19 protein-coding genes and 1 tRNA gene are annotated in these 24,197 nt (G+C 44.7%); 14 read left to right on the top strand and 6 right to left on the bottom strand.

Annotation, left to right across the window (positions count from 1 at the left end; translation table 11 throughout):
* Positions 1 to 253 precede the first annotated feature (253 nt).
* Positions 254 to 1,765, bottom strand: coding sequence for a leucyl aminopeptidase (gene pepA, locus PZ638_RS18810; protein ID WP_004264329.1), 1,512 nt, complete (start codon positions 1,763 to 1,765; stop codon positions 254 to 256).
* A 339-nt stretch (positions 1,766 to 2,104) separates the two neighbouring features.
* Here pepA and lptF point away from each other — a divergent pair, with 339 nt between their 5' ends.
* Together lptF and lptG are read left to right on the top strand one after the other, a co-directional pair.
* Positions 2,105 to 3,202 (top strand): LPS export ABC transporter permease LptF, encoded by a 1,098-nt coding sequence (gene lptF, locus PZ638_RS18805; protein ID WP_036958756.1) that lies wholly within the window; start codon positions 2,105 to 2,107, stop codon positions 3,200 to 3,202.
* Positions 3,202 to 4,278 (top strand): LPS export ABC transporter permease LptG, encoded by a 1,077-nt coding sequence (gene lptG / locus PZ638_RS18800; protein ID WP_004264322.1) that lies wholly within the window; start codon positions 3,202 to 3,204, stop codon positions 4,276 to 4,278. Before lptF ends, lptG begins: the two co-directional genes overlap by 1 nt.
* A 56-nt stretch (positions 4,279 to 4,334) precedes the next feature.
* Here the strand turns inward: lptG and PZ638_RS18795 are convergent, their stop codons facing one another.
* The 3 genes from PZ638_RS18795 to ampH form a co-directional block, all read right to left on the bottom strand.
* A complete protein-coding gene (locus PZ638_RS18795) occupies positions 4,335 to 4,838 on the bottom strand; it encodes a hypothetical protein (protein ID WP_144139666.1) in 504 nt (167 codons plus the stop codon).
* Positions 4,839 to 5,020: 182 nt separating this feature from the next.
* Positions 5,021 to 5,464 carry a hypothetical protein gene (locus tag PZ638_RS18790; protein WP_136134054.1) on the bottom strand — a complete coding sequence of 148 codons (444 nt, stop codon included), beginning with the start codon at positions 5,462 to 5,464 and terminating at the stop codon, positions 5,021 to 5,023.
* Between the two features lie 203 nt (positions 5,465 to 5,667).
* A complete protein-coding gene (gene ampH / locus PZ638_RS18785; RefSeq protein WP_144139663.1) occupies positions 5,668 to 6,891 on the bottom strand; it encodes a D-alanyl-D-alanine-carboxypeptidase/endopeptidase AmpH in 1,224 nt (407 codons plus the stop codon).
* Between the two features lie 414 nt (positions 6,892 to 7,305).
* Here ampH and PZ638_RS18780 point away from each other — a divergent pair.
* The 12 genes from PZ638_RS18780 to PZ638_RS18725 all read left to right on the top strand — a co-directional run bounded on the left by PZ638_RS18780 (position 7,306) and on the right by PZ638_RS18725 (position 22,807).
* Positions 7,306 to 7,390, top strand: a tRNA-Leu gene (locus PZ638_RS18780).
* Positions 7,391 to 7,587: 197 nt separating this feature from the next.
* Positions 7,588 to 8,847 carry a tyrosine-type recombinase/integrase gene (locus PZ638_RS18775; protein WP_275612245.1) on the top strand — a complete coding sequence of 420 codons (1,260 nt, stop codon included), beginning with the start codon at positions 7,588 to 7,590 and terminating at the stop codon, positions 8,845 to 8,847.
* 474 nt (positions 8,848 to 9,321) lie between these two features.
* Positions 9,322 to 9,588 carry a hypothetical protein gene (locus tag PZ638_RS18770; protein WP_275612244.1) on the top strand — a complete coding sequence of 89 codons (267 nt, stop codon included), beginning with the start codon at positions 9,322 to 9,324 and terminating at the stop codon, positions 9,586 to 9,588.
* A gap of 55 nt (positions 9,589 to 9,643) precedes the next feature.
* On the top strand, positions 9,644 to 10,222 hold the full coding sequence (locus PZ638_RS18765) for a restriction endonuclease subunit S (protein WP_275612243.1): 579 nt from the start codon (positions 9,644 to 9,646) through the stop codon (positions 10,220 to 10,222).
* A gap of 6 nt (positions 10,223 to 10,228) precedes the next feature.
* A complete protein-coding gene (locus PZ638_RS18760; protein WP_275612242.1) occupies positions 10,229 to 11,752 on the top strand; it encodes a type I restriction-modification system subunit M in 1,524 nt (507 codons plus the stop codon).
* Positions 11,742 to 12,893, top strand: a complete 1,152-nt coding sequence (locus PZ638_RS18755; protein WP_275612241.1) for a restriction endonuclease subunit S — start codon at positions 11,742 to 11,744, stop codon at positions 12,891 to 12,893. Before PZ638_RS18760 ends, PZ638_RS18755 begins: the two co-directional genes overlap by 11 nt.
* Positions 12,890 to 13,936 (top strand): virulence RhuM family protein, encoded by a 1,047-nt coding sequence (locus tag PZ638_RS18750; protein ID WP_275612240.1) that lies wholly within the window; start codon positions 12,890 to 12,892, stop codon positions 13,934 to 13,936. Before PZ638_RS18755 ends, PZ638_RS18750 begins: the two co-directional genes overlap by 4 nt.
* Positions 13,933 to 17,211 carry a type I restriction endonuclease subunit R gene (locus PZ638_RS18745; protein WP_275612239.1) on the top strand — a complete coding sequence of 1,093 codons (3,279 nt, stop codon included), beginning with the start codon at positions 13,933 to 13,935 and terminating at the stop codon, positions 17,209 to 17,211. The genes PZ638_RS18750 and PZ638_RS18745 overlap by 4 nt, the downstream gene beginning before the upstream one ends.
* Positions 17,212 to 17,229: 18 nt before the next feature.
* Positions 17,230 to 17,949, top strand: a complete 720-nt coding sequence (locus PZ638_RS18740) for a M48 family metallopeptidase (protein WP_275612246.1) — start codon at positions 17,230 to 17,232, stop codon at positions 17,947 to 17,949.
* Between the two features lie 57 nt (positions 17,950 to 18,006).
* Entirely contained in the window at positions 18,007 to 18,636 is a 630-nt protein-coding gene (locus tag PZ638_RS18735; RefSeq protein WP_275612238.1) for a hypothetical protein, read from the top strand.
* Between the two features lie 147 nt (positions 18,637 to 18,783).
* Entirely contained in the window at positions 18,784 to 20,610 is a 1,827-nt protein-coding gene (locus tag PZ638_RS18730) for a DUF262 domain-containing protein (protein ID WP_196735859.1), read from the top strand.
* Positions 20,597 to 22,807, top strand: a complete 2,211-nt coding sequence (locus PZ638_RS18725) for a DUF262 domain-containing protein (protein ID WP_275612237.1) — start codon at positions 20,597 to 20,599, stop codon at positions 22,805 to 22,807. The genes PZ638_RS18730 and PZ638_RS18725 overlap by 14 nt, the downstream gene beginning before the upstream one ends.
* A gap of 230 nt (positions 22,808 to 23,037) precedes the next feature.
* Here PZ638_RS18725 and PZ638_RS18720 read toward each other — a convergent pair whose 3' ends face one another.
* Together PZ638_RS18720 and PZ638_RS18715 are read right to left on the bottom strand one after the other, a co-directional pair.
* Positions 23,038 to 23,265: a helix-turn-helix transcriptional regulator gene (locus PZ638_RS18720; RefSeq protein ID WP_275612236.1), complete on the bottom strand. Its 228-nt coding sequence runs from the start codon at positions 23,263 to 23,265 to the stop codon at positions 23,038 to 23,040.
* A gap of 156 nt (positions 23,266 to 23,421) precedes the next feature.
* On the bottom strand, positions 23,422 to 23,991 hold the full coding sequence (locus PZ638_RS18715) for an inovirus Gp2 family protein (RefSeq protein ID WP_275612235.1): 570 nt from the start codon (positions 23,989 to 23,991) through the stop codon (positions 23,422 to 23,424).
* Positions 23,992 to 24,197: the final 206 nt, after the last annotated feature.

Raw genomic sequence — 24,197 nt, 5'->3', positions numbered from 1 at the left:
TTGCCGCCTACCTACAAACTGAATTATTTAGGGTATAGCTTAAATTGCCATCCTTCAATTTGTAGGGGGGGTTGGCTACACGTTTTTGGTAACTAAGCGCAGAATTATGTCTATGTTGAATTATAACCTTTTTTATAGCTGCCTCAAAATGGCTTTCTTGGTGTATCAAAAAACCAAAAATAATATCCCGAGTCGCATAAATGCTCATCGGGATATTTTTACGAGTGATGTACAGCTAAAGCGTTAAATGAGATTACTCATCACCATTAAGGCCTGCACGGTTCAATAAGAACTGCGCTAGCATGGAGACAGGGCGACCAGTAGCGCCTTTTGCTGCACCTGAACGCCAAGCAGTCCCTGCGATATCAAGGTGTGCCCAGTTATATTTCGTGGCAAAGCGAGACAAGAAGCAACCTGCGGTGATAGCACCAGCAGGACGGCCACCTGTATTGGCTAAATCAGCAAAATTAGGCGTGATTTGGTCAAAATACTCATCAGCCAGTGGTAGACGCCATGCACGGTCACCCGCTTGCTCTGACGCGTTTAATAACTCATGAGCCAATGGGTTGTGGTTTGACATCAACCCAGTGTAGTGACTGCCTAATGCAATGACACAAGCCCCTGTTAAGGTCGCGATATCAATAACTAGCTCAGGTTCAAAACGCTCAACATAGGTGAGTGCATCACACAGAACTAAACGGCCTTCGGCATCCGTATTGAGGACTTCAACGGTTTGCCCAGACATGGTAGTAAGAATATCACCCGGACGATAAGCACGCCCACCAGGCATGTTTTCACAGCCTGCTAATACCCCAATGACATTAATTGGCAACTGCAATTCAGTGATAAAGCGCATTACACCGTAAACAGAAGCCGCACCGCACATATCGTATTTCATTTCATCCATGCCTTCGGATGGTTTAATTGAAATACCGCCGGAATCAAAGGTTAACCCTTTGCCAACGAGTACGATAGGTTTGCAGTCGGGATCTGGATTGCCTTTATATTCCATGATGGACATCAGCGATTCATTTTGTGAACCTTGACCCACCGCGAGATAGGCGTTCATTCCTAACTCTTTCATTTGCTCTTCACCAATGACTCGAGTGGTGAGTTTGCTGTCTGAAATATCTGCTAATTGACGTGCTTGAGACGCTAAATAACCTGCATTACAGATATTTGGTGGCATATTACTTAAATCTTTTGCCGCTTTAACACCTGAAGCAATCGCTAAACCATGGGAAATAGCACGTTCACCACTGGTCAATTCACGGCGAGTTGGCACGTTGAAAACCAGTTTACGCAGTGGACGACGATGTTCTGTTTTATTACTTTTCAGTTGATCAAACACATACAGTGATTCTTTGGCTGTTTCGACGGCTTGGCGCACTTTCCAGTAATTATTGCGGCCTTTAACGTGTAATTCAGTTAAGAAGCAGACGGCTTCCATTGAGCCAGTTTCATTCAACGTGCTGATTGTTTTCTGAATAATTTGTTTAAATTGGCGCTCATCTAATTCGCGTTCTTTACCACAACCGATAAGTAGAATGCGTTCAGACAGAACGTTGGGCACATGATGGAGTAGCAGGGATTGCCCCACTTTACCCTCAAGTTCGCCGCGGCGCAGCAGGGCGCTGATATATCCGTCACTGATTTTGTCCAGCTGTTCAGCAATTGGGGACAGACGGCGTGGTTCAAAGACTCCGACAACAATACAAGCGCTGCGTTGTTTTTCCGGGCTACCACTTTTTACACTAAACTCCATGCGTTCTCCTGAATCTTAAAGACAAAGGCCGATGCTCCCGCTAAAATTAGCGTTTCGCATGATCTACCTCATAGAGAATGAACTCTTTATGTTAAACTAACCATCTATACGCGAAATAGCTCACGTTGTATGCTGTTAATTGCGATACACCATGAAGTATGGCGGGTATATCTGGTTTCTCGAATATTAAGCATGTTCTGATATTTCAACCAGTATAGAGAATGCTTTTATATCATTGTAGCCATACAATAAACTAGAGTATATGTTAGTAAATGGCAGACATCGAACGAACTTAGCCATTTTCTTCCCAAAAGACAAGTTTTCACAGGCGTAATAAGCGTGATCATTATTAGATATTTGGTACGGGAAACCCTGAAAAGTCAGTTAGCCATACTTTTTGTATTGATGCTAATCTTTTTTAGCCAGAAGTCGATAGATATTCTTGGCGCTGCGGTTCAGGGCAACATTCCCTCAAACTTAGTACTTCCTTTACTGGGGTTAGGTGTGCCTGAAATGGCGCAGCTTATCTTACCTTTGAGCCTATTCCTTGGGCTTTTGATGACCTACAGTAAACTTTACACTGAAAGTGAAATCACGGTAATGCATGCCTGCGGTTTAGGTAAAAGTGTTTTAGTAAAAGCCGCGTTAGTCCTAGCGGTCATTACCGCAATGGTTGCGGTGGCTAATATCACGTGGATGTTACCATGGTCATCGCAATATCAAGAACAAGTATTGGCTGATGCGAAAGCGAACCCTGGGCTAGCTGCGATGGTGGAAGGGCAATTTAAAACCACTAAAGATGGCAATTATGTCCTGTACATTGGTGATGTAAAAGGTAGCAACTTCAAGAACGTATTTCTTGCACAGCTACGCGCTGCAAATGAACAACGGCCTTCAGTTGTAGTGGCTGATAGCGGTTATATGAAAGAAGACCCCGATGGCCGACAAGTCGTTGTTTTAAACGAAGGTACTCGCTATGAAGGAACCGCGTTATTGCGAGATTTTCGAATAACTGACTTTGTTAATTACCAAGCTATTGTTGACCACCAAACCGCAGAAACGCGTAGTGACCGAGTCGAGCAAAAAAATATGCTACAACTGTGGTCTGAAAATACTCCTGAAGTGAACGCGGAGTTCCATTGGCGCTTAACGATAGTATTCTCCGTTGTCGTCATGGCCTTGATGGTCGTGCCATTAAGCGAAGTTAATCCACGTCAGGGACGGGTATTAAGTATGCTTCCAGCGATGCTGCTATACCTCATTTTCTTTTTATTACAAAGTACATTGCGTAATAGTGCTGATAAAGGCGACCTTGACCCAAGGTATACTATGTGGGCGGTGAATGTGGGGTATTTAATATTAGCGATAGTCCTAAATGCGTGGAATACCGTCCCAATGAGACGTATGCGTCTTAAATTGAGTAAAGGGGTTGCCTGATGTTTGGTGTTTTAGATAGGTATATCGGTCGAACCATTTTAAATTCGATTTTAGTGACGCTATTTCTGCTCGTTTCACTGGCAGGGATCATTAAATTTGTCGAGCAGCTTCGCAAAGTGGGTGATGGCGACTATACGGCATTGAGCGCAGGTGTATTCACTTTATTAACTGTCCCAAAAGATATTGATATCTTCTTTCCAATGGCAGCCTTGTTGGGAGCACTCATGGGGTTAGGGGCACTGGCTTCACGTAGTGAGCTAGTCGTCATGCAAGCTTCCGGTTTTACCCGCTTACAAATCGCATTATCGGTGATGAAAACAGCAGTTCCATTGGTCATTGTCGCAATGTTTATTGGTGAGTGGATCGCACCTGCGGGAGAACAGTGGGCAAGAAATTATCGCGCAGAAAAAATCGTGGGTAACTCATTAGTTGTGACAGATGAAGGTATGTGGGCAAAAGATGCCAATGATTTTATTCATATTCAGCGGATTAATAATGCGACATCGATTCAAGATGTGTCGATTTATCGTTTTGATGACCAACGTAAATTGAAGTCGGTGATGTTTGCTGCGAATGGTGAGTACGATTCGACAAATCAGCTTTGGGTGTTATCTCAAGTGGATGAGTCAATTCTAAGTAGCGAGAAAAAAATCACAGGTTCACAGCGATTGACGGTGGATTGGAAGACCAACCTAACCCCAGAAAAACTAGGAATAGTTTCACTGAATGCTGATTCGCTATCAATCCGCGGCCTGTATCAATATGTCTCATATTTAAAAGAAAGTGGCCAAGTGGCTGCGGTTTATGAGCTGAGCATGTGGAAAAAAATCCTCGCACCACTTTCTGCGGCAGTTATGATGCTAATGGCAGTTTCATTTATTTTTGGGCCGTTACGTACCGTTCCTATGGGCGTTCGTGTTATTTCAGGTATTGTGGGGGGATTCCTCTTTTACGTACTTAACCAAGGGTTCGGTAATTGGAGCTTAGTGTATTCGGTGCCACCGATTATTGCAGCAGCATTGCCAAGCGTCCTATTCCTGATAGTAAGTATCACATTGTTAGTTAAACGAAAATAACCGTTTATAGGCAAATAAAGGGCTGTGAGTCTTCGGGGTTCACAGCCCTTTTCTTTTTAGCATTGCTGACTTAGCAGGACATTACCTAAGTGACTAATAATCCCTAACAGTTTGTTTTGAGGGCGAAACATAATATATTGCAGCTTGTTTCCCTCTAATGCAGGGACATATTCACCTTTAACACCAATGACATTGCAACGGCTTTTGTTAGCTAATTGTTGGGCGTAAGAAAACATTCCACCGTTAGCGGTATATGACTGACGAAGAGGGTAGGCGTGATTCCATACTTTTTCGGTAAATTCATTTTGTGCTTTTTGGCGAGTGTTATCGACTAACTGTTTATATTCAGCGGTTTTTTCTAACTCTTTTTGATTATTTCCCAGTTTGAGATAATTAAGCTGGCTAAGATCGATTTCTATCTGAGTAGGCTGCTGGGGAGTGGGGTAAGCTGTGTGGTGATTATAGATTTTTCTGAGCTGTAAAACTAATTCAGATGCTCTACCTTGTTTAATCGTGGAAGGGCGCAGTATATGGTGTGAGAAAAGTGAAGATATGTTCATCTGACTTCCTATTTTAACAAAATGAGAGAGAAAATAATCCTAGCTTTTCGGCAGGTAAAAACATTGTATAAAGCGACATCGAGAGTGAAATAATAGCTTGAAGGGCCAAGCTATTATATTTATCAGGTAACGACATGGTTTTGCTAACTATTTTGGCGGTTATAACTCAGCGTTTTTTACTGTTAGCTAAAAAGTGTATAACCGAGTGCGCTGATAAAGGCGATAAATGGCGGTTGTGGCCGAAATAATTTTCTTTTGGGGAGGGCTGCGTGAGGCTGGGGATCCATCGCTAAAATATTTTCACCGCTTTTATTAGCCAGTTGTTGAGCTAAAGAAAAAATGCCTCGTTTCATCCCATTATGTGTTTTGAATTTGAAAGCAGCAGAACATTCTTCTCGATAAATACGCCGCTCTTCTTGTCGATAGGCTTTAATCGCTAGCATTTCAAAATCATCAGAATAGCTTTTGGGGATTGAGATAGTTATTGATCTTGCTTTTAACTCTTTTGGGCTGTTAATACAGTGGTTTTTAATATCATTCAGAATGTTATTAAACTCGATTGGGCTAATTTTACGTTGTGGTTCGGAATGATAGTTCAGTATTGTTGAGGAGTTCTTGGTTCTCATTATGGACTCTTATAAGTAAATGACATTACTAAAATATTATCGAGAACCTAATAAAATTGATTATAAAAAAGGCTAAGAAAATTATCAAAAACAGCCTGAATATCTCAGGCTGTTGTCGCAATTAATGTAATAATGCGGGTAAATCCACGTTTTAAGGTTGGGGTGTAATTCGCCATTGCTTGTAACGCTTCGGCGGTACTCCTTCAATGTTTCCCATACGCATGGTTAGCCGACAGTGAAGCGAGCAGTTCGTTAACTCCAATTGTTAATTTACTGAATTTACTGTTATCTTTGCGGGTCATTACCACAAATATCCCAATATTTTGCTGTGGGATCATCGCCATATAAGTATTAAACCCACCGCCACCGCCGGTTTTTTGATAAATTCCCGGAGTGCCGTTTTTAGGCTTCATATACACCCACCCAAGGCCGAGTCCATCAGCATGGCCTGCAACATCCATCCCTTTAATTTCCAAAAGCTTTTCGCGTGGAAAATAGATACCTTGCTCACGGGCTGCGGTGACTTTTCTTAAGTTACTGTCTGTCGATAAAAATTGCTGCATCCATTTTTGCATATCTGCAGGGGTAGAATACACGCCACCACTTCCTGCTGCCGCGAGTGTGTTATGGCAAGGGCTTGGTTTTGTTCCTTCCATTAACAGTGCGCACTGCGCATTGTTAGGGGTATAAGTGGTATTCGTCATTTTGGCGGGAGATGTCACATAGTGGTTAAATAATTGGGGATAAGAGACTCTCGAAGCTTTAACCATCGCATCAGCCAATAAGTCATATGCTAAGTTGGAATAAGAAGCTTCTGTGCCTGGTGTCGCATCTAACTTACCTGTTTTTAGCCATGTCCAACGGTTATCTTGAGTTGGCCAAATAAAAACAGGGCGACCCCATTTTCCGCCGGGTTGTTCTCGAGGTAATCCACTGGTATGGCTCGCTAAATGATATAAGCGAATAGGCTGCCCGCTGGCATTATCAGGCACATTAACGCCGTGGTAGGCATACTGCTGTAACGGATCAGTAATTAACAGCTTCTTATCCTGTTCGAGCTTAATTAATATTTCGCTTGTCATTAATTTGGTAATTGATGCAATGCGAATTAATGAATTTGGACCGGGTTTTTTACCATTGCCAGGTGCGGTTTCACCATAATAGCGTGACAACGCCTGATTATTATCGATAACAATGATTGCCATGCCCCGTGCATTGCTTTCATTAAAAATGCGGTTAGCATACAAATCGACAATCTTAGCGACGCGCTCGTAAGTCCTTCTATCTCCCTCAAAAACCTGCCAATCTGAGGATTCAATATCATTACTTTGCAGAAACTTTGGTGCTTTTTCTGTCTTACTTGAGCACGCCATTAACACCAAAGACAATGCAGATACAGACAGAATTTTTAGAAATGATTTCTTCATGTTGGAAGCCAGCCGATATGATTGTTTGCAAATGACCTTTCAGCCAATATTATTTTTTCTTCGCGAAAATCTTCATTACGACACCAATTAAGATGCCAATAAAGATACCTGTTGCTATCCACCCAACAAAACCCATGATTAAACCTTAAATATTGACATTAGATTGCAGATAAACTAACAAAAATAATGACCTGCCGCCAGTCACAGAGCCTTGCGATAAGAAAAATAATTTGGGAGAAGTTAACATACTCATTAATAGATATATAAACAAAAGAAGCTTTCCCAGTGATTTAATCAGATCTAAGGAATATGCTTTTTTTTTAATCGAACAAACTGTAACTTCACGAATAAGTGTTGCCAGTAGACACAAGGCAAGTATAATGACAGCGTTTTCCAAGAAACACATCACTTCGTGCCGGAGTGGCGGAATTGGTAGACGCAGTTGATTCAAAATCAACCGCCTTCGGGTGTGCCGGTTCGAGTCCGGCCTTCGGCACCATAAGAACATCAAGAGACGTCAACCGACATCTTTTTTTGTATCTGAAACCCAGTGTTTTCAAGGTTCCTCTCGCATTTTAACTCTACCAACGTATACTCAACTCAACCGACATCAAGTTAATGATGTGGGTACATTTGCGGGTATATGCCGATTCGATAAAGTTTTGTACCCGCAATTCGGCTGCGAGGATAGTTAAAATGGCACTTTCCGATACTAAGGTTCGTTCTGCAAAATCTGAAGATAAAGCGTATAAGCTAACAGATGGTAACGGGCTATTTCTTCTGGTTCATCCTAATGGCTCTAAATATTGGCGCTTCCGTTATCGCTTTGGCGGTAAAGAAAAGATGTTAGCATTTGGCGTGTACCCTGATGTCTCCTTAGCGAATGCTCGCGAAAAACGAGATGAAGCAAGAAAACTTGTCGCTAGCGGGATAGATCCCAGCGAAAAACGCAAAGAAGTGAAAGAAGAGCAACAAAAAGAATTTAATACCTTTGAAAAAGTTGCTCGTGATTGGCACGCGACGAATAAGAAGTGGTCAGAAGGGCATAGCCATCGAGTCCTCAAAAGCCTTGAGGACAATATCTTCGCTGCTATTGGTAAACGCAATATTACCGAACTGAAAACTCGTGACCTACTCGAACCGATTAAAGCAGTAGAGATGTCTAGACGTCTTGAAGTGGCGGCACGTTTACAACAACGTGTGACGGCGATAATGCGTTATGCCGTACAAAGCGGATTAATCGACTATAACCCAGCGCAAGATATGTCAGGTGCTGTGGCTACAGGTAAACGAGTCCACAGAGCCGCTTTAGAACTCAAACGTCTACCCGAGTTCTTACGACGCATCGATGATTATAAGGGAAGACCTTTAACTAAACTTGCAGTCAAACTCACCTTATTAGTCTTTATTCGTTCCAGTGAACTGCGTTTCGCTCGTTGGGAAGAAATCGATTTTGATAATGCCATGTGGACGATCCCTGCTGAACGCGAAGCGATAGAAGGGGTGAAACACTCACATCGCGGATCAAAAATGCGTACACCTCATTTAGTTCCTTTAAGCCGACAAGCTATTGAGATCTTAAAGCAGATCTATCAATTCAGCGGTAACCATGAATTGATATTTATCGGCGATCACAATCCTAGAAAGCCAATGAGTGAAAACACGGTTAACAACGCATTACGAGTGATGGGCTATGACACTAAGGTGGAAGTGTGTGGGCATGGTTTCAGAACAATGGCGTGTAGTTCGTTGATTGAGTCAGGGCTATGGTCGAAGGATGCAGTAGAAAGGCAAATGAGCCACCAAGAACGTAACTCAGTACGTGCGGCTTATATTCATAAGGCAGAGCATATAGAGGAAAGGCGACTGATGGTGCAATGGTGGGCGGATTATTTGGATATTAATCGAGAAAAATCAATTAGTCCGTTTGACTTTGCTAAATTGAAGACTGAGTAAATTTAGCATACGAGAACGATTTGGTCTCCAGCAAACGGAAAGTCATTTGTGGCATGTATAAATATGCGCCCTATCTGGAGGGAAGACGGGAGATGGTATAAGTGTATGGGATAATCTTGCGTCAATGTTGAATGATGTCACCTAGATTATTTAACAAAAATGCATAAAAGTGCGCGGGTTATAAAAATATTTGCGCATGTTTTCTTATTATTCGATTGTTTTTTATTTTTTTAAAATCAATTGATTGAGTCGTGAGAGGGCGGTTTTTTTACACCTAAACTTCGGTAATGTCTTTCTGTAGGTCTGCTACTGCATTATTTTGTAGTTTACATTTTGATCTTTTTGCTCAATCATAGGCTTACCACACCACTTTTATCTCTGTACAGCAACTACAGAGATTAGGTGGGAGGTGCGACAGACTGCAATCTGTCGCGTTGACTCAAACCCAAACGTCTAAATTAGGAGATCAAATCTATGGTAGCTTATCAAATTTCTTACGATCTGCGAAAGCAGAAAGATTATTCCTCGCTTATTGAGCGCATCAAGTCTTATGGGACCTGGTGTCATCCTCTGGAATCAACCTGGATTATTGTCACCGAGCAAACGGCAACTCAAGTTCGCGATTATCTCAAAGCCGTTATGGATAACGATGACGGTCTACTCGTCACTGGTTTGCGGGGAGATGGTGCGTGGTATGGGCTTTCTGACAAAATCTCTCAATGGCTTAAAAACAACTTATAATCGCCACGCTTAAGAATAGATGCGCCAGGGATGGTGCAATGAATCAGGGGTCCGTATGCCAACAGCTTTAAAAAAGTTAGGCCAAATTGCAGGCATCCGTTCAGGCCACACTCTAAGGGGAGCAATCACGCCTGACCCTGAAGGGGATGTGCGTCTGTTACAGATTAAAGATCTCGATCAGGACTGGCAGTTTAATGACAAAGCACTACCTACTGTCGTGTGGGAACAACGCATCGCTCCCCCATTTCTTGAACAGGGGGAGATTGTTGTTGCCGCCAGAGGGAATCGTAATCTGGCAGTTGTATATCGTGGTCAGGTTCCTGTGGTTGCTACCAGCCAGTTCCTGATTGTTAGTCTCAAAAGAAAAGAGAGTGAGATTGCCCCTGAATACGTGTGCTGGCTTTTAAACCATCCGATGATTCAGCAGTGGTTTCATCGGAGTGGCACCAACATTCAGTTAATAACGAAATCAGCGCTGCTGGATGTAGCTATCCCGGTTCCCCCTGCTGAAACTCAATTACAGCTTATCGAACTCCAGCGTATATGGCAGAAAGAAGATGAACTTATCAATAGGTTACAGGAAAATCGCCATCAGCTTGAGCTTGGTATTTTGCAAAAATTACTTAAGGATTAACTTGTTATGAGCAATATGATCGATCAGGACCGCATCAATCGCGTGCTATGGGGCGTATGTGACACTTTCCGTGGCACCATCAGCCCTGATACTTACAAAGATTTTATTCTTACTATGCTGTTTCTGAAGTACATCTCGGATGTTTGGCAGGATCACTATGATGGCTACAAAGCCCAGTATGGCGATGAACCAGAGCTGATTGAAGAGATGATGAAGAATGAACGCTTTGTTCTACCGAAAGATGCTAGCTTTTATGCTCTCTATAAGCGTCGAAGTGAGGCGGGTAACGGTGAACGTATCGATGTAGCTCTACACGCAATTGAAGAAGCTAACGGCACCAAGCTGAAAGATGGTAGCAAGAGCGTGTTCCAGGAAATTTCATTTAATACCAATAAGCTTGGTGATGAAAAACAAAAGAATCTGATTTTAAAGCAGCTACTCGAAGATTTTACTCATCCAGAGCTGAATCTTAAGCCTAGTCGGGTGGGGGGATTAGATGTAATTGGTAACGCTTATGAGTATTTGATTGGCAAGTTTGCTGCGAACAGCGGTCAGAAAGCCGGAGAGTACTATACGCCACCTGAAGTGTCAGATCTGCTCGCAGCTTTGCTTGACCCACAGCCAGGGGAATCGATCTGTGACCCAACCTGTGGCTCTGCTTCGCTTTTGATGAAATGTGGCAAGTGGGTGGCTCAACAGCACCATAGCAAGAATTATGAGCTTTATGGTCAGGAGGCAATTGGTTCCACCTGGTCGCTGGCTAAAATGAACATGTTTCTGCACGGCGAGGATAACCATAAAATTGAGTGGGGTGACACGATCCGTAACCCCAAGCTACTCGATAAAAATGCTAACCTAATGCTATTTGATGTGGTAACCGCGAATCCACCTTTCTCACTGGAGAAATGGGGGATCGATGATGTAAAAGACGATCATTTTAGCCGGTTCCGGCGCGGACTACCGCCAAAAACCAAGGGCGATTTTGCCTTTATCCTGCATATGATCGAGACCATGAAGCCGAAAACCGGACGTATGGGTGTGGTGGTTCCTCATGGAGTGTTGTTCCGTGGTTCCAGTGAAGGAAAAATCCGTCAGAAGTTGATTGAAGAAAATCTTCTTGATGCGGTGATTGGTTTGCCAGAAAAGTTATTCTTCGGTACAGGTATACCTGCAGCAATCCTGATCTTTAAAAAGAGTAAAGTGGACGATAACGTGTTGTTTATCGACGCCAGTCGTGATTTTAAGTTAGGCAAAAATCAAAATCAGCTAACTCCGGAAAATATTACCAAAATCGTTAAAACCTACTGCAATGGCGATAACGTCGAAAAATATGCTTATCTTGCCAGTCTGCAGGAGATCCGCGACAACGATTACAACCTTAATATCCCCCGCTATGTTGATACCTTTGAAGAAGAAAAAGAAATTAATCTAATAGAGATCCGTGCCGAGCGTGAACAACTGCAATCGCAATTGGCTGAGCTAGAAGTGGAGATGGCGAAGTATCTGGAGGAGTTGGGTTATGATGCCTGAAGGGTGGAAGGTAGTTACATTAGGTGAAGTTATCCATGAGAGTGCCTTTGGACCAAGATTTTCCGCTGAGCTTTATAGTGATAATGGAAATGTTGGAGCGATACGCACTACTGATTTAGATAGTGAAGGTAATATTGATTACAAAACAATACCTTATGCAAACCTCCCTGACTCTTTTGAGACTCATTACCTGAAGAGTAATGATCTCCTTATAACGAGATCTGGTACTTGCGGTATTCCTTGTCTTTTTGAAAAGCAAGATAAGCCCATAATTGCAGGGGCATTCTTGATTCGATTTATTTTAAAGGACAATGTTCATCCTAAGTATATACATTCACTTCTGAAATCAGAACACCTTCAGCGAGATATACATAATTTATCTTCTGGTGGTGTGCAGAAAAATCTTTCAGGGACAAACTTAAAGAAACTGAAATTTATTCTTCCGCCCTTACTAGAGCAAAAAAAAATAGCTCAAATTTTTTCTAATTGGGATATGGCGATCGCCACCACTGAGCGGCTACTTGCCAATAGCCAGCAGCAGAAAAAAGCACTGAGGCAGCAATTGTTAACCGGTAAGAAGCGCTTCCCTGAGTTTAACGGAAAATGGGAGCGTAAAGAGTTAGGGGAGTTGCTTGAATATAAACAACCTACCCCCTATTTGGTAAATTCAACAGATTATAATGATGATTATGACATCCCAGTTCTTACGGCTGGAAAGACATTTATTCTTGGCTATACCAATGAATTAGAAGGTATATATAGAGGGAAATTACCCGTGATAATCTTTGATGATTTCACAACAGATAGTAAATTTGTTGATTTTCCTTTTAAAGCTAAATCAAGCGCAATGAAAATCCTTACTGCAAGAGATGGTGTTTCTATAAAGTATGTATTCGAAGCTATGCAGATGCTTGATTTCAAAATTGGGGGGCATCAACGTCACTGGATATCTATATTTTCTAATCAAGTTATAGCTATCCCTGAGATAGCTGAACAACGAAAGATCGCTTCTGCTCTTTCCTGTGCGGATGGTGAGATAGAAACTCTAAAACAAAAACTCAACCACCTAAAACAAGAAAAAAAAGCCCTGATGCAGCAACTGCTTACCGGCAAACGCCGGGTTAAGGTGGACGCCGCATGACTGATAAACACTTACCTCAACCTCCAGCAGGTGAATTCCTGCTGTTCCTAAGTGAAGATGGGCGCGCACGCGTTGAGTGTCGCTTTCAGTCAGATACGCTTTGGCTCACTCAGGCATCCATGGCTGAGCTATATGATAAGGATGTTCGTACCATCAACGAGCACCTGATCAACATCTTTTCAGAAGGCGAACTTGGTCAAAATTCAACTATCCGGAAATTCCGGATAGTTCGCCAGGAAGGAAAGCGTCAGGTTTCCAGAGAGATAGAGCACTACAGTCTCGAAGCCATATTGGCCGTAGGCTATCGTGTTCGCTCAGTTCGGGGGACTCAGTTCCGTCAGTGGGCCACGCAAACCCTACAGGAATATCTGATTAAAGGGTTTGTGATGGATGACGAGCGGTTGAAGAGTCCGCCCGTTGGCTCTTCTGTGGTGTCCGACTACTTTGACGAGATGCTGGAACGTATCCGAGATATTCGTGCCAGCGAGCGGCGCGTCTATCTGCGTGTGCGGGAGATTTTCGCGCTGGCTGCTGATTATCAGCCGACTCTGAAAGAGACCACCCTCCTCTTTCAAACCATCCAGAACAAACTGCACTTTGCCTGCACTGGGCGTACAGCCGCTGAGCTGATCCACCAGCGGGCAGATGCCAGCCGGCCTCATATGGGGCTCACCGGCTATAAAGGCAATGACGTGCGAAAAGGCGATGTCACGGTTGCTAAGAATTACCTGATCCAAAAAGAGGTCAGTGAGCTGAACCGTGTAGTGAATATGTGGCTGGACTATGCCGAAGATCAGGCGCTGCGCCGTCAGCAGGTTTTTTTGCAGGACTGGCAGGAGAAGCTGGATCAATTCCTGCAGTTCAACGACCGCAATGTGCTACAGGGCGCTGGGACTGTCTGTAAGAAAATGGCAGATGAAAAAGCTCAGGGTGAATATGCAAGATTTGCAGAGCAGCGGCGTTTGTTAAAAGAGGCTGAGGGTGAAAAGGATATTACCGAACTACTGCACTGGAAAGCCGATAAAGATAAGGGAACATCATGAGTATGCAGATCGCGCCAAAATTCCAGGAAGAGTACAGCGCCAAACTCCCGGCACTGGCTCTCTTGAGCAATTTAGGCTGGACATATATTTCACCTCAGCAAGCCATGTCTGCGCGAGCAGGCAAGGCAGATCAGGTGGTCTTAAACCAGATTTTGCGTGAACAGTTAGCCAAGAGAACGTTTATCTTTGCCGGTAAAGAGCATGTCATTTCCGACAAAGCGATTGATAGCCTAATTGCCGAAGTTAACAGTCCCGCATTAAATCAGGGTCTGATTACTGCCAATGAGCACTTGTACAACCACCTTTTGTACGGCATCTCAGTAACGGAGTTTATCGATGGCAAACGGGCGAACCCAACTATCTCGTTGATCGATTGGAACAACCCGAAGAACAACAGCTTTGTTTTCACCGAAGAGTTCAGCGTGACACGCGCTAACGGCATTGAGGTGCGCAGACCAGATATTGTCTGCTTTGTGAATGGTATTCCATTGGTAGTTATTGAGGCTAAGCGTCCGGACGGCAATGCTAAAAAAGGACCGACTATTGACGAGGGGATCTCACAAAGCCTGCGAAACCAGCGTCATGATGAAATTCCGCGACTGTTTGCCTATAGCCAGGTCTTACTATCGATAAACGGTCATGATGGGCGTTACGGGACTTGCGGAACACAAGCAAAGTTTTGGGCTACATGGCGGGAAGAAGATATCTCCGATCTGGAGATGCTTACCATAAAAAACCGCAAACTTAACGCGCAGCAGGTGGATTCAATCTTCAGTCACCGCCCGGTTGCATGCCTGGAATGGTATCAGAACCTGATCGCAGGGGGCGAGCTAGCTTTAACGGGTCAGGATCAGTTGCTTATAAGCCTTCTGTTACCCGAGCGCATGCTGGATATGGCTCGCTTCTTCACATTGTTTGATAAGAGAGCCGGTAAGGTCATTGCCCGATATCAGCAGGTATTCAGTATCAAACGACTGCTACAGCGTATCGAAACGAAGAATCCTGATGGTAGCCGCAACGGTGGGGTTATCTGGCATACCACGGGTTCTGGTAAGTCGCTGACGATGGTTTTCCTCAGCAAGGCGCTGATTCTGAGTGAAACTCTCAAGCAGTGCCGCATCATCGTGGTAACCGATCGCATCGATTTGGAAAACCAGCTCAGCCGCACCTTTATCTCAACCGGGGAACTGGCAGGTAAAAGGGATAAAGCCGATGCCATTGCCACCTCTGGCAGACGTTTAGCCGAACAGATAGGTAAGGGGACTGAGCGCATTCTCTTCTCGTTGATTCAGAAATTTAACACGGCCACCCGCCTGCCAGAGTGCGTGAATACCAGCTCTGATATCATCGTGTTGATTGATGAAGGCCACCGTAGCCATGGCGGTGAGAGTCATCAACGCATGAAGCTGGCTCTACCCAACGCGGCTTTTGTTGCTTTCACCGGTACGCCATTGCTGAAAGATGATAAAACCACTAATAAATTTGGTCCCATCGTTCATGCTTACACCATGCAGCGTGCGGTAGAGGACAAAACCGTCACTCCGCTTCTCTACGAAGAGCGGCCGCCCGAGCTGAATGTTAACGAACGAGCTATAGATAGTTGGTTTGACCGTATCACTGAGGGGTTAACAGATAAACAAAAAGCCGACTTGAAGCGTAAGTTTGCTAATAAAGGGCAGGTCTATAATGCCGACGACCGCATCCACCTTATTGCACTGGATATCGCCAACCATTTTGTCAAAAACATCGATGATGGTTTGAAAGGGCAACTTGCCTGTGACAGTAAAGCAGCAGCGATAAAATACAAAAAGTATCTTGATGAAGCCGGGCTGTTTGAGTCTGCAGTAGTCATTAGTTCTCCTGACACGCGTGAAGGGAATACCGAGGTGGATGAATCTGGCATCCCTGATGTGACCAAATGGTGGCAAGATAATGTCGGCTCTCAGGATGAGCAGATTTACACGCGCAATGTCATTGAGCGTTTTGATAAAGATGATTCGCTGAAGCTACTTATTGTGGTCGATAAATTACTTACCGGCTTTGATGAACCCAAAAATGCAGTGCTTTACATCGATAAGCCTCTTAAAGGGCATAACCTTATTCAGGCAATAGCCCGTGTTAACCGACTCCACCCTAAGAAAAAATTTGGTCTGCTAATCGATTATCGGGGCATCCTCAAAGAGCTGGATACCACCATTGAGGATTACCAGAAGCTGGCATCCCGCACGCAGGGCGGGTTTGACATCGACGATCTGGTGGGGCTGTACGGCCAGATGAGTACGGAGTACAAGCGTCTTCCCCAGCTGTATAAAAATCTGTGGGCGATTTTCGCAGGTGTAAAAAACAAAAACGATATTGAGCAACTCCGTCAGGTACTGGTGCCGCGCACTGAAGAAAAGCATGGAGAAATGGTTGATGTGCATCTTAAAGTCCGTGAAGACTTTTATGAGGCACTCACGCAATTTGCCAGCTGCCTGAAAGTGGCGTTGCAGTCGGCTACCTTCTTTGAGGATAAGAGTTTCAGCGAAGAGGATCGCCAGCACTATAAAGAGACGCTGAGGCAATTTACCAGCTTGCGCCAGCTGGTGAAGCAGGATGCCGGTGAGACGGTAGATTATGAGCAGTACACCGAACAGGTTAAAAAGTTGCTGGATAAACACGTTGTTGGCGTAGAAGTCCGAGAGCCTGATGGAGTGTATGAAGTCAGCAAAATGGGACAGCGGCCCGAAGAGTGGAGCGAGGATAAAACTCGCAACGAAACGGATATTATCAAAACCCGCGTAACCCGCATGATTGAGCAGGATTTACGTGATGATCCTTATGCCCAGGAAGCCTTCTCGAAGTTACTGCGCCTGGCTATTGAAGAGACGGAAAAACTGTTTGATCACCCTCTCAAGCAGTACATGCTATTTCGTGAATTTGAGGAGCAAGTACAAGATCGGCGGCTGAACGAAATACCTGACGTATTTGCTGGTAATCACCATGCACAGGCTTACTTCGGTGTGTACAAAAAAGTACTGCCGGAGGTTTTTGCCGTTACCGATTCTCAAGTTATCGGTAAGTGGGTGAAGCTTGCTTTTGAAGTAGACCAGGCTGTTGATATCTCTGTGGCTGAGAACTCGATCAATCCGCAAAATATCGAGGCTGATATTCGCAAGAAGCTTCTACCGATGATGTTTAAAGAGTGTAAGGCAATAGATGGCGGAATGGATCAGGCGAAAAAGATTGTGGAAATGATCGTCCAGATTACCCGCGTAGGGTTGAGCGGAGTCTAAATTGTGGGCGAAAGATCAATGAGCTTCATTTACGGTGATGAACGTATTACCTTCGAGTGTAAACCCCGACTGTTGGTAAATGGACGCATCCTGATAAAAGTTCACCCCGACTGCCGGGTTGTAGTATCCGCGCCGCAGGATACCGATGACCAACAGGTTTTGAATGCCGTTGAAAAGCGTGGGCGCTGGATCTATCAGCAGCTACGGGACTTCCGTAAGCAGCTGGAATATATAACTCCACGACAGTATATCAGCGGTGAGAGTCACTATTACCTGGGAAAACAGTACATGCTTAAGGTGATAGTGGCTCCCTCTGAGGTTCAGGGCGTAAAAATGTTGCGTGGCAAGCTGGAAGTCACCTTACGCCATAAGAGCGCTGAAAAGGTTCTACAGTTGCTGACTGACTGGTATAAGGCCCGTGCACGGGAAGTATTCGCCAGACGGTTGAGTGCAATGCTGGAGCAAGCGTTATGGGTCAGTGACTCACCGCCATTGCGCATTCTTACTATGCAGACTCAGTGGGGAAGTTGTTCCCCCAATGGAAGGGTGACCCTGAATCCCAATCTGGTAAAGGCCCCGCGTGAGTGCATTGATTACGTTATTCTGCATGAGCTCTGCCATCTGGCCGAGCATAACCATAGTGAACGCTTCTACCGACTCATGGGGCAGGTAATGCCTGACTGGGAGAAGATCAAGAAGCGTTTGGATGGGATGGCTGGGATGATAATGACAAGCTAAACATAATGGCGCACAATGCTCCTGTCCTGCAGCATCCATCGCTTGAGGGAGGAGAGTATGGAAAAAATCATATGTGCTCTGTGTAATACTGCAGTTGAGGTGACGGTGCTGTCCAGTCATTTGCTAACCAATCATGGCTGGAAGATGGCACCTCATCGTGCTAAGCCGGTAGCTGAGGCACCGCTTATTGCCCGTCAAACCTGCAAATGTCCAGTATGTAATGTTTCTCTGAAAGACGCGAAAAGATTAGAAAAGCATCGAAATAAAGCCCATTCAGAAAGACGAAGCTCTTCTTACATCAGTAGTAATCCTTCAAAGAAAAACAGTGTAACGACGGTTTCCTATCAATGGGCGATAACTCAACTGCTCGATAAAAAATACTCCGCTGTAGTAGAAAAATTCGTTGCTGAAAAAACGTTATCTGAAATTGAAAAAGAAATAATGACCATCGTGAATGGCTATGATGCGGCGGATACTTCCAGACAGAGTTTGATGTCAGGGCGGCTCATTCTGCTTGCCCATGCCAAGAAAAGACTTGCTGTAAAAAGCAAATCTAGCAAAAACAAGAAAGTAACGGCAAAGGGTAAAAAAAACAAAAGTGCCAAGTCACGAGACATTATGGACCAATACATTGGCGGACGCAGGATTGTTGTCTCCGGCGGTTTACCTTCTCTGGGAAAAAGATAATGTACCGCTGCGCACCATTTGCAAAAAGCGAAGCAGGTCAAAGACCCTGCGTTTAGAATATCGGATTGTTAACGTTAATTATTACTGTTATAACTGACTTAAACTACTTAACATGCGGCCGGAAAAATCAGACATGCAGGGAGGCACATGACCACGAGCAATGAACTTCTCCTTAGGCCAATTAGCGACCTGATGAAACAGCGTTTTTTCATACCTTCATACCAGCGGGGCTATCGCTGGACGCCAAGACAGGTAACAGATCTGCTGGATGACATCGCGGAATTTCAGAAAAACAGCGAGTCAAGTTCCCGCAAAGCCTTCTACTGCCTACAGCCAGTTGTTATTAAGCAATGTGGCGAAGAATGGGAATTGGTTGATGGTCAGCAGCGCCTGACAACTATTTGTATTATCCTTCATTATCTGAAAGACATTGCCGCTATGCTTGGACATTCAGGGTACTCTCTGCGCTACGAAACCCGCCCTGAGAGTGCAAGTTTCCTTAGCAATATCAATAGCGAACACGCAGATGATAATATTGATTTTTATCATATGAATCAGGCTCGGGAAGCAATAGACGCATGGTTCAGTTCACGACCGCCTGTCTATAAGTTCAGCTTTTTGCAGACTCTGCTGAATGATGATGAGGCCGGTAAAAATGTAAAAGTGATCTGGTATCAGCTAAGCGATCAGGCAAATGTGACGGAGGTCTTTTCCCGGCTTAATCGTGGAAAAATCCCGCTAACCAACGCAGAGCTGGTCAAAGCACTGCTGCTCAATGCCGGAAATTTCAGTCAGGTGACCGAACTCAGCGTTCGCTTTAATCAGCTCAGAATTGCGCAGGAGTGGGATGAAACGGAGCGCCGCCTTCAGCAGGAAGACTTCTGGTATTTCATCAGTAACCATACCCGTGAGAGTAACCGCATAGAGTTTATACTTGGCCTGGTTGCAGATTCATTAAAGTCAGGTATTTCCCGTCAGGATCCACACTACATCTTCCTATCGTTCGCCCATTACCTACAGGAAATGCATCAGGACCAGGATCGCATAGAAAAAGTGTGGAGGCTTATTAAACAGCGCTTTATGTTGCTGGATGAATGGTACCGTGGACGCGTGACTTATCATCTTGTCGGCTATCTTATCAATAATAGTGAGAGCGTCATTCCACAGCTAATTAGCGAATCTGAAAGCTGCGAGAAAAAGTCAGAATTCATTACCGGACTAAAGAAAAGGATTCTGCGCATTGCTCTGCCGGGACTCGTGGGTTCGTTGAGCAGGGAGCGAACCGATTGCAGCACTCAGATTGACGCCGCGCTATCCGCGCTGACCTATCCAGCGCGGTCGCTGCGTCCTGTGCTTCTGCTTTTCAATATTGCCATTTTGTTGACGAACAAAACATCCTCTACCCGTTTCCCGTTCCGGCATTACAAACTCGATGCTTGGGACATAGAGCACATTACGTCAGTCAGCTCGCAAATGCCGGAAAATATCAGTGGACAGAAGGCTTGGACGGAGGTGATGCGAGAACATTTCCGGCCTTACAATATCACAGAGGAAGGGTTATACCCGGCCGGGTCGGCACAGCATGTACTTTTTGAACGCGCGGAGATGTTGCTTCTGGAGGAGCCATTTGACAGTGAAAAATTTGAAACCTATTTCAGCGATGTTCTGAATGAGTACAGCCGTACGTCGCAACAGGATAGGGATGACAGCATTGGGAACCTTACTCTTTTAGATCAGTCAACTAACAGAAGCTACCGAAATGCCATCTTTCCGGTCAAGCGTAATCGCATCATTGAAGCGGATAAGGCGTCAACATTTGTTCCTCCCGGTACACGAAATGTATTTCTCAAATATTACAGCAGTAACGTCCACGACATGACTTTCTGGAATACTCAGGATCAGGATAGCTATCGACGCGCAATTACAGATGCGCTGACTGTATTTTTTGATGGAGCAACGTATGCAACAAGGTAAAACCATCACATTCGCCAGCTTATTCAGCGAAGTCAGCAACGTTGTGATCCCTATCATACAGCGTGATTATGCCCAAGGGCGTGAGGAGGCTTGGGAAATTCGCAATCAGTTTCTCCATTCGATCAGCCAAGCACTAACAGCTCCTGTCGACGCACTGCCGCTCGATCTCGATTTTATTTATGGAAATCTCAGCACTGAGGAGCGTCCGACTCTTTCGGTCCTCGATGGTCAGCAGCGCCTTACGACTCTCTTCCTATTGCACTGGTATCTAGCGAACAAAGAGTCGAAATATGCTGATTTTAGTGAACGATTCGCTTATCAGGGCAAATCCCGTTTCACCTATCAGACTCGCACCGCCGCAACGGAGTTTTTCCATGCACTGGTGCGAGCCGACAACAGTGGTCTAAAGTTTGCGGAGAATGCCCCCACTCTTCGGGAGCAGATAACGGATAGCAGCTGGTTTTATCACTCTTGGCTTCAGGACCCTACGGTCTCCGCCAGCCTGACGATGCTTAATGCGATTCAATCATGCTTCGGTAATGTGCCGAGTGAGCTTTATGCAAAACTATGCAGTTCTGACTCCCAGCCAGTGGTATTCCAGTATCTGAACCTGTCCTCATTTGGACTTTCTGACGATCTCTATATCAAAATGAATTCGCGGGGAAAATCACTTACCGATTTCGAAAATTTCAAAGCTTGGCTCTCAGGCAGAATGAGCCAGCAGCCCGGTGCTGTGACCTTTGGTGAAAAAATCGATCAGGCATGGACTGATATGTTCTGGAACCTGAGCAAAGAAAGGACCGAAAGCTTTGATACCCTCTTTCTCCGCTTTTTTAAGCGGATGGCGTTTCTTCTTGAATGCAGTCAGTCATCTGAACCTGCATATCTTTTGGCAAACCTAAATGCGGCCTGGTTCAACGCCCTGAGAAGCACCCGTGAAGGTTTTAGTTCCTCAGAATTCGAAGCAAGGGATACCTTCAACCCTGGGAACATTCAGATCCTTTCAACCATACTGGATTTTCTTTGCTCTCCGCACGCAACCCTTGAACATCGCAGCTTGCTGATGGAATTTCTGACGGGCTCTGACTTACTCGGAGCATGCCGTTTTTATGCACTTTGTGCATTTATTACTGCCAAGAGATCGTCCATCGATGCCCGCTTCGCTGAGCAGCACGCTCAATGGAGCCGTGTTACCGATAACTTCCTTTACACCATGCGTATTGATAGTAATCAAGTTGCAGTGGGGATTATTCGTTCACTTAATGAATTGGCCCCCTATGCTGATGACATTTACAGTTGTCTGCGTACAGTTGAAGTTCGACTGGGTTTTAACGAGCAGTGGGATGAAGAAGTTCTTAAAGCAAAGCTGATTATTCTGGATAGTGCATGGGAGCCTGCCTTAATTCGGGCAGAATCTCATCCTCATCTTAAAGGTCGCATAAGGGGGCTGCTCAAGGGGGCCAAAACTGCTGATAATAGCGGTTACGATCTAACCCGATTTATATCTCTGACAGAGAAAACCTATTGGGTGCTTAACGAAAAGGTTCTGCATAACTACGAGCACCTACTTGAACGTGCGCTGCTGTCATTGGGAGACTATCTGATATGGCAGAAAGGGCAACGATACACCTTTTGCCTGCCTTCACATCAGTCTTGGCGTGAGCGTAATGAGAACTGGCTGAGGGTAACAGAGAAAAGCGTGTTTATTGAGCTGCTGGATAAGCTGAATAAAAAAGAAGATATGTCAAACACGCTCCGAGAAATTATTCAGGAATCAAACCCCGGTGGCTGGCGTGAACTGGTCGTGAAAGACCCTGAGACCATTCGCTACTGTTCGGAAAGGATTATCGACAAATTAGATAACCAAGTGTATCTGCTAAGTAAGACAAACCTTCGCGGCTATTTCCGGGAGCTGCACAGCTGGGTGCTTTCGAAAAAATTGTTGGCCCTTCTTCGCAGAGAGGATGGAAACGTGCCTTTCACTGCCGTGACCTATCACTCAGTCTATGGGGATGCATGGCCATGTATCGAGCTTACGGTAAGCGAAGATGAAACGTTCTTTATCGCATATGAGAACGGTGTCTGGTTTGACTGTCACAATTTGAATGAAGAAGGTGAGCCACTCCCCTTGCCGTCCTTCTTTAAACCACTGGTAGATAAGTTGATGCATGAAGCGGATACAGTTTCCAAAACCTAACACTGTACTAGTTACTTATGCAGGAGCTGGGCAGGGGCAAAACCCGGACAGCCCGGCTGTAGGTACATGTGCAGGATGAGCACAAAGCAGTCTTTCAGCTGTCGTCGTTCTTCTTCCATGGAAAGTAAATATAACTTCTGCATAAGCGTCAATACGCCCTGTATTGACGCTTATGCTTATCCTCGGTATGGAAGTGGTAAATAATCCCAGTTTTCATACCGTAGTACGTTTCATAATTTTTCTATCCGCCGCGAGTCAGCAACACGCTGTAGCACCCAGGTTTCCACTTCGCTTTTAAACCAACGTGAGCTACGTCCCAGCTTGATGGGTTTTGGGAAAACTCCGTCCTGAATAAGTTTATAAAACCATTTGTCGGTCATGCCTGTATATGTAGTGATAAAAGTCATGTCTATAAGTGGGTCTTCAGCACTAAGAATGGGGTTATTGATAGTAGCCATGGAATATCTCCCTCTGAAAATTAATGATGGGAGGAGTCCGGCGTGGTTGAGTTCTATTGCACGCCAGTACTCCTTCAGAGGATAGGGATTGCCAGTAAAAAAATACCTGAGAGCCTTATCGGCCCCGATAGGCTGGGGCGAATCTTGACGGAAAAATCAGCGTTGACTGCATCCCAAATTACGTTCGCCATCACCGGTAACTTTGGTATAGTCTTTTGCAAGATATGAAGCCCGTACTAATGCCTCCTGTAGTTGCTCATTATTCCCGCGGTCAATCCAGTACACCGGGCTTTCCGGAAAGTGTGCCAGCGTTGCATACTCCGAATTACTCACCCGTAAGGCGCTACACCACGCCTGTTTGATTAACCCTGCCAGTGAAGACGGATCGTTATAGTTACCTGCGGAACACCAGACTTCACGATTAAGCAATAACACTACGTGGTAATGCTTTTTACCGTTGCGTTCTCCATATTCCCTTGCCCAGATATAACGCAGGTCGGTCATGCGTTTTCGGTTGCCCTCGCGGTGTTTACGAAGCAGATACGCTGCAATCTTTACTTTCAGGGAGTCTATAAATCGGGAGATAACAGCAGCATCTGTAGCTGCTGGAGCATTGGGTAGTCGTAGATCAACCCTCAGCATTAATACTCGCGGATAAGCCTTAATGGCGTTCAGGAAGGTGTCGGTAATACGTTGTTGCCAGAAAGGATTAGAGATGTAATTCATTATGGAAATCTCCAGTGTTTTTTTTCACATCAATGACTGGAGCTGTAAAAAAATACTCTTAAAAATAATGCTTCAGATAATTAAAACTGAGATTTGATGTTTCAACCTATCTTGATTAAATCATTTCTGATTACAGAAGGATTAGGAAGGTAACCCATAGCTTTAAGCGTAACAAAGAGAAAGGATGTGTCAGGTATATATATTAC

Origin of the sequence: Providencia hangzhouensis, from assembly GCF_029193595.2 — a bacterium.
Taxonomy (GTDB): domain Bacteria; phylum Pseudomonadota; class Gammaproteobacteria; order Enterobacterales; family Enterobacteriaceae; genus Providencia; species Providencia hangzhouensis.
The sequence above is the reverse complement of the archived record's forward strand: the minus strand, read 5'-3'. Positions and strand labels throughout refer to the sequence as shown.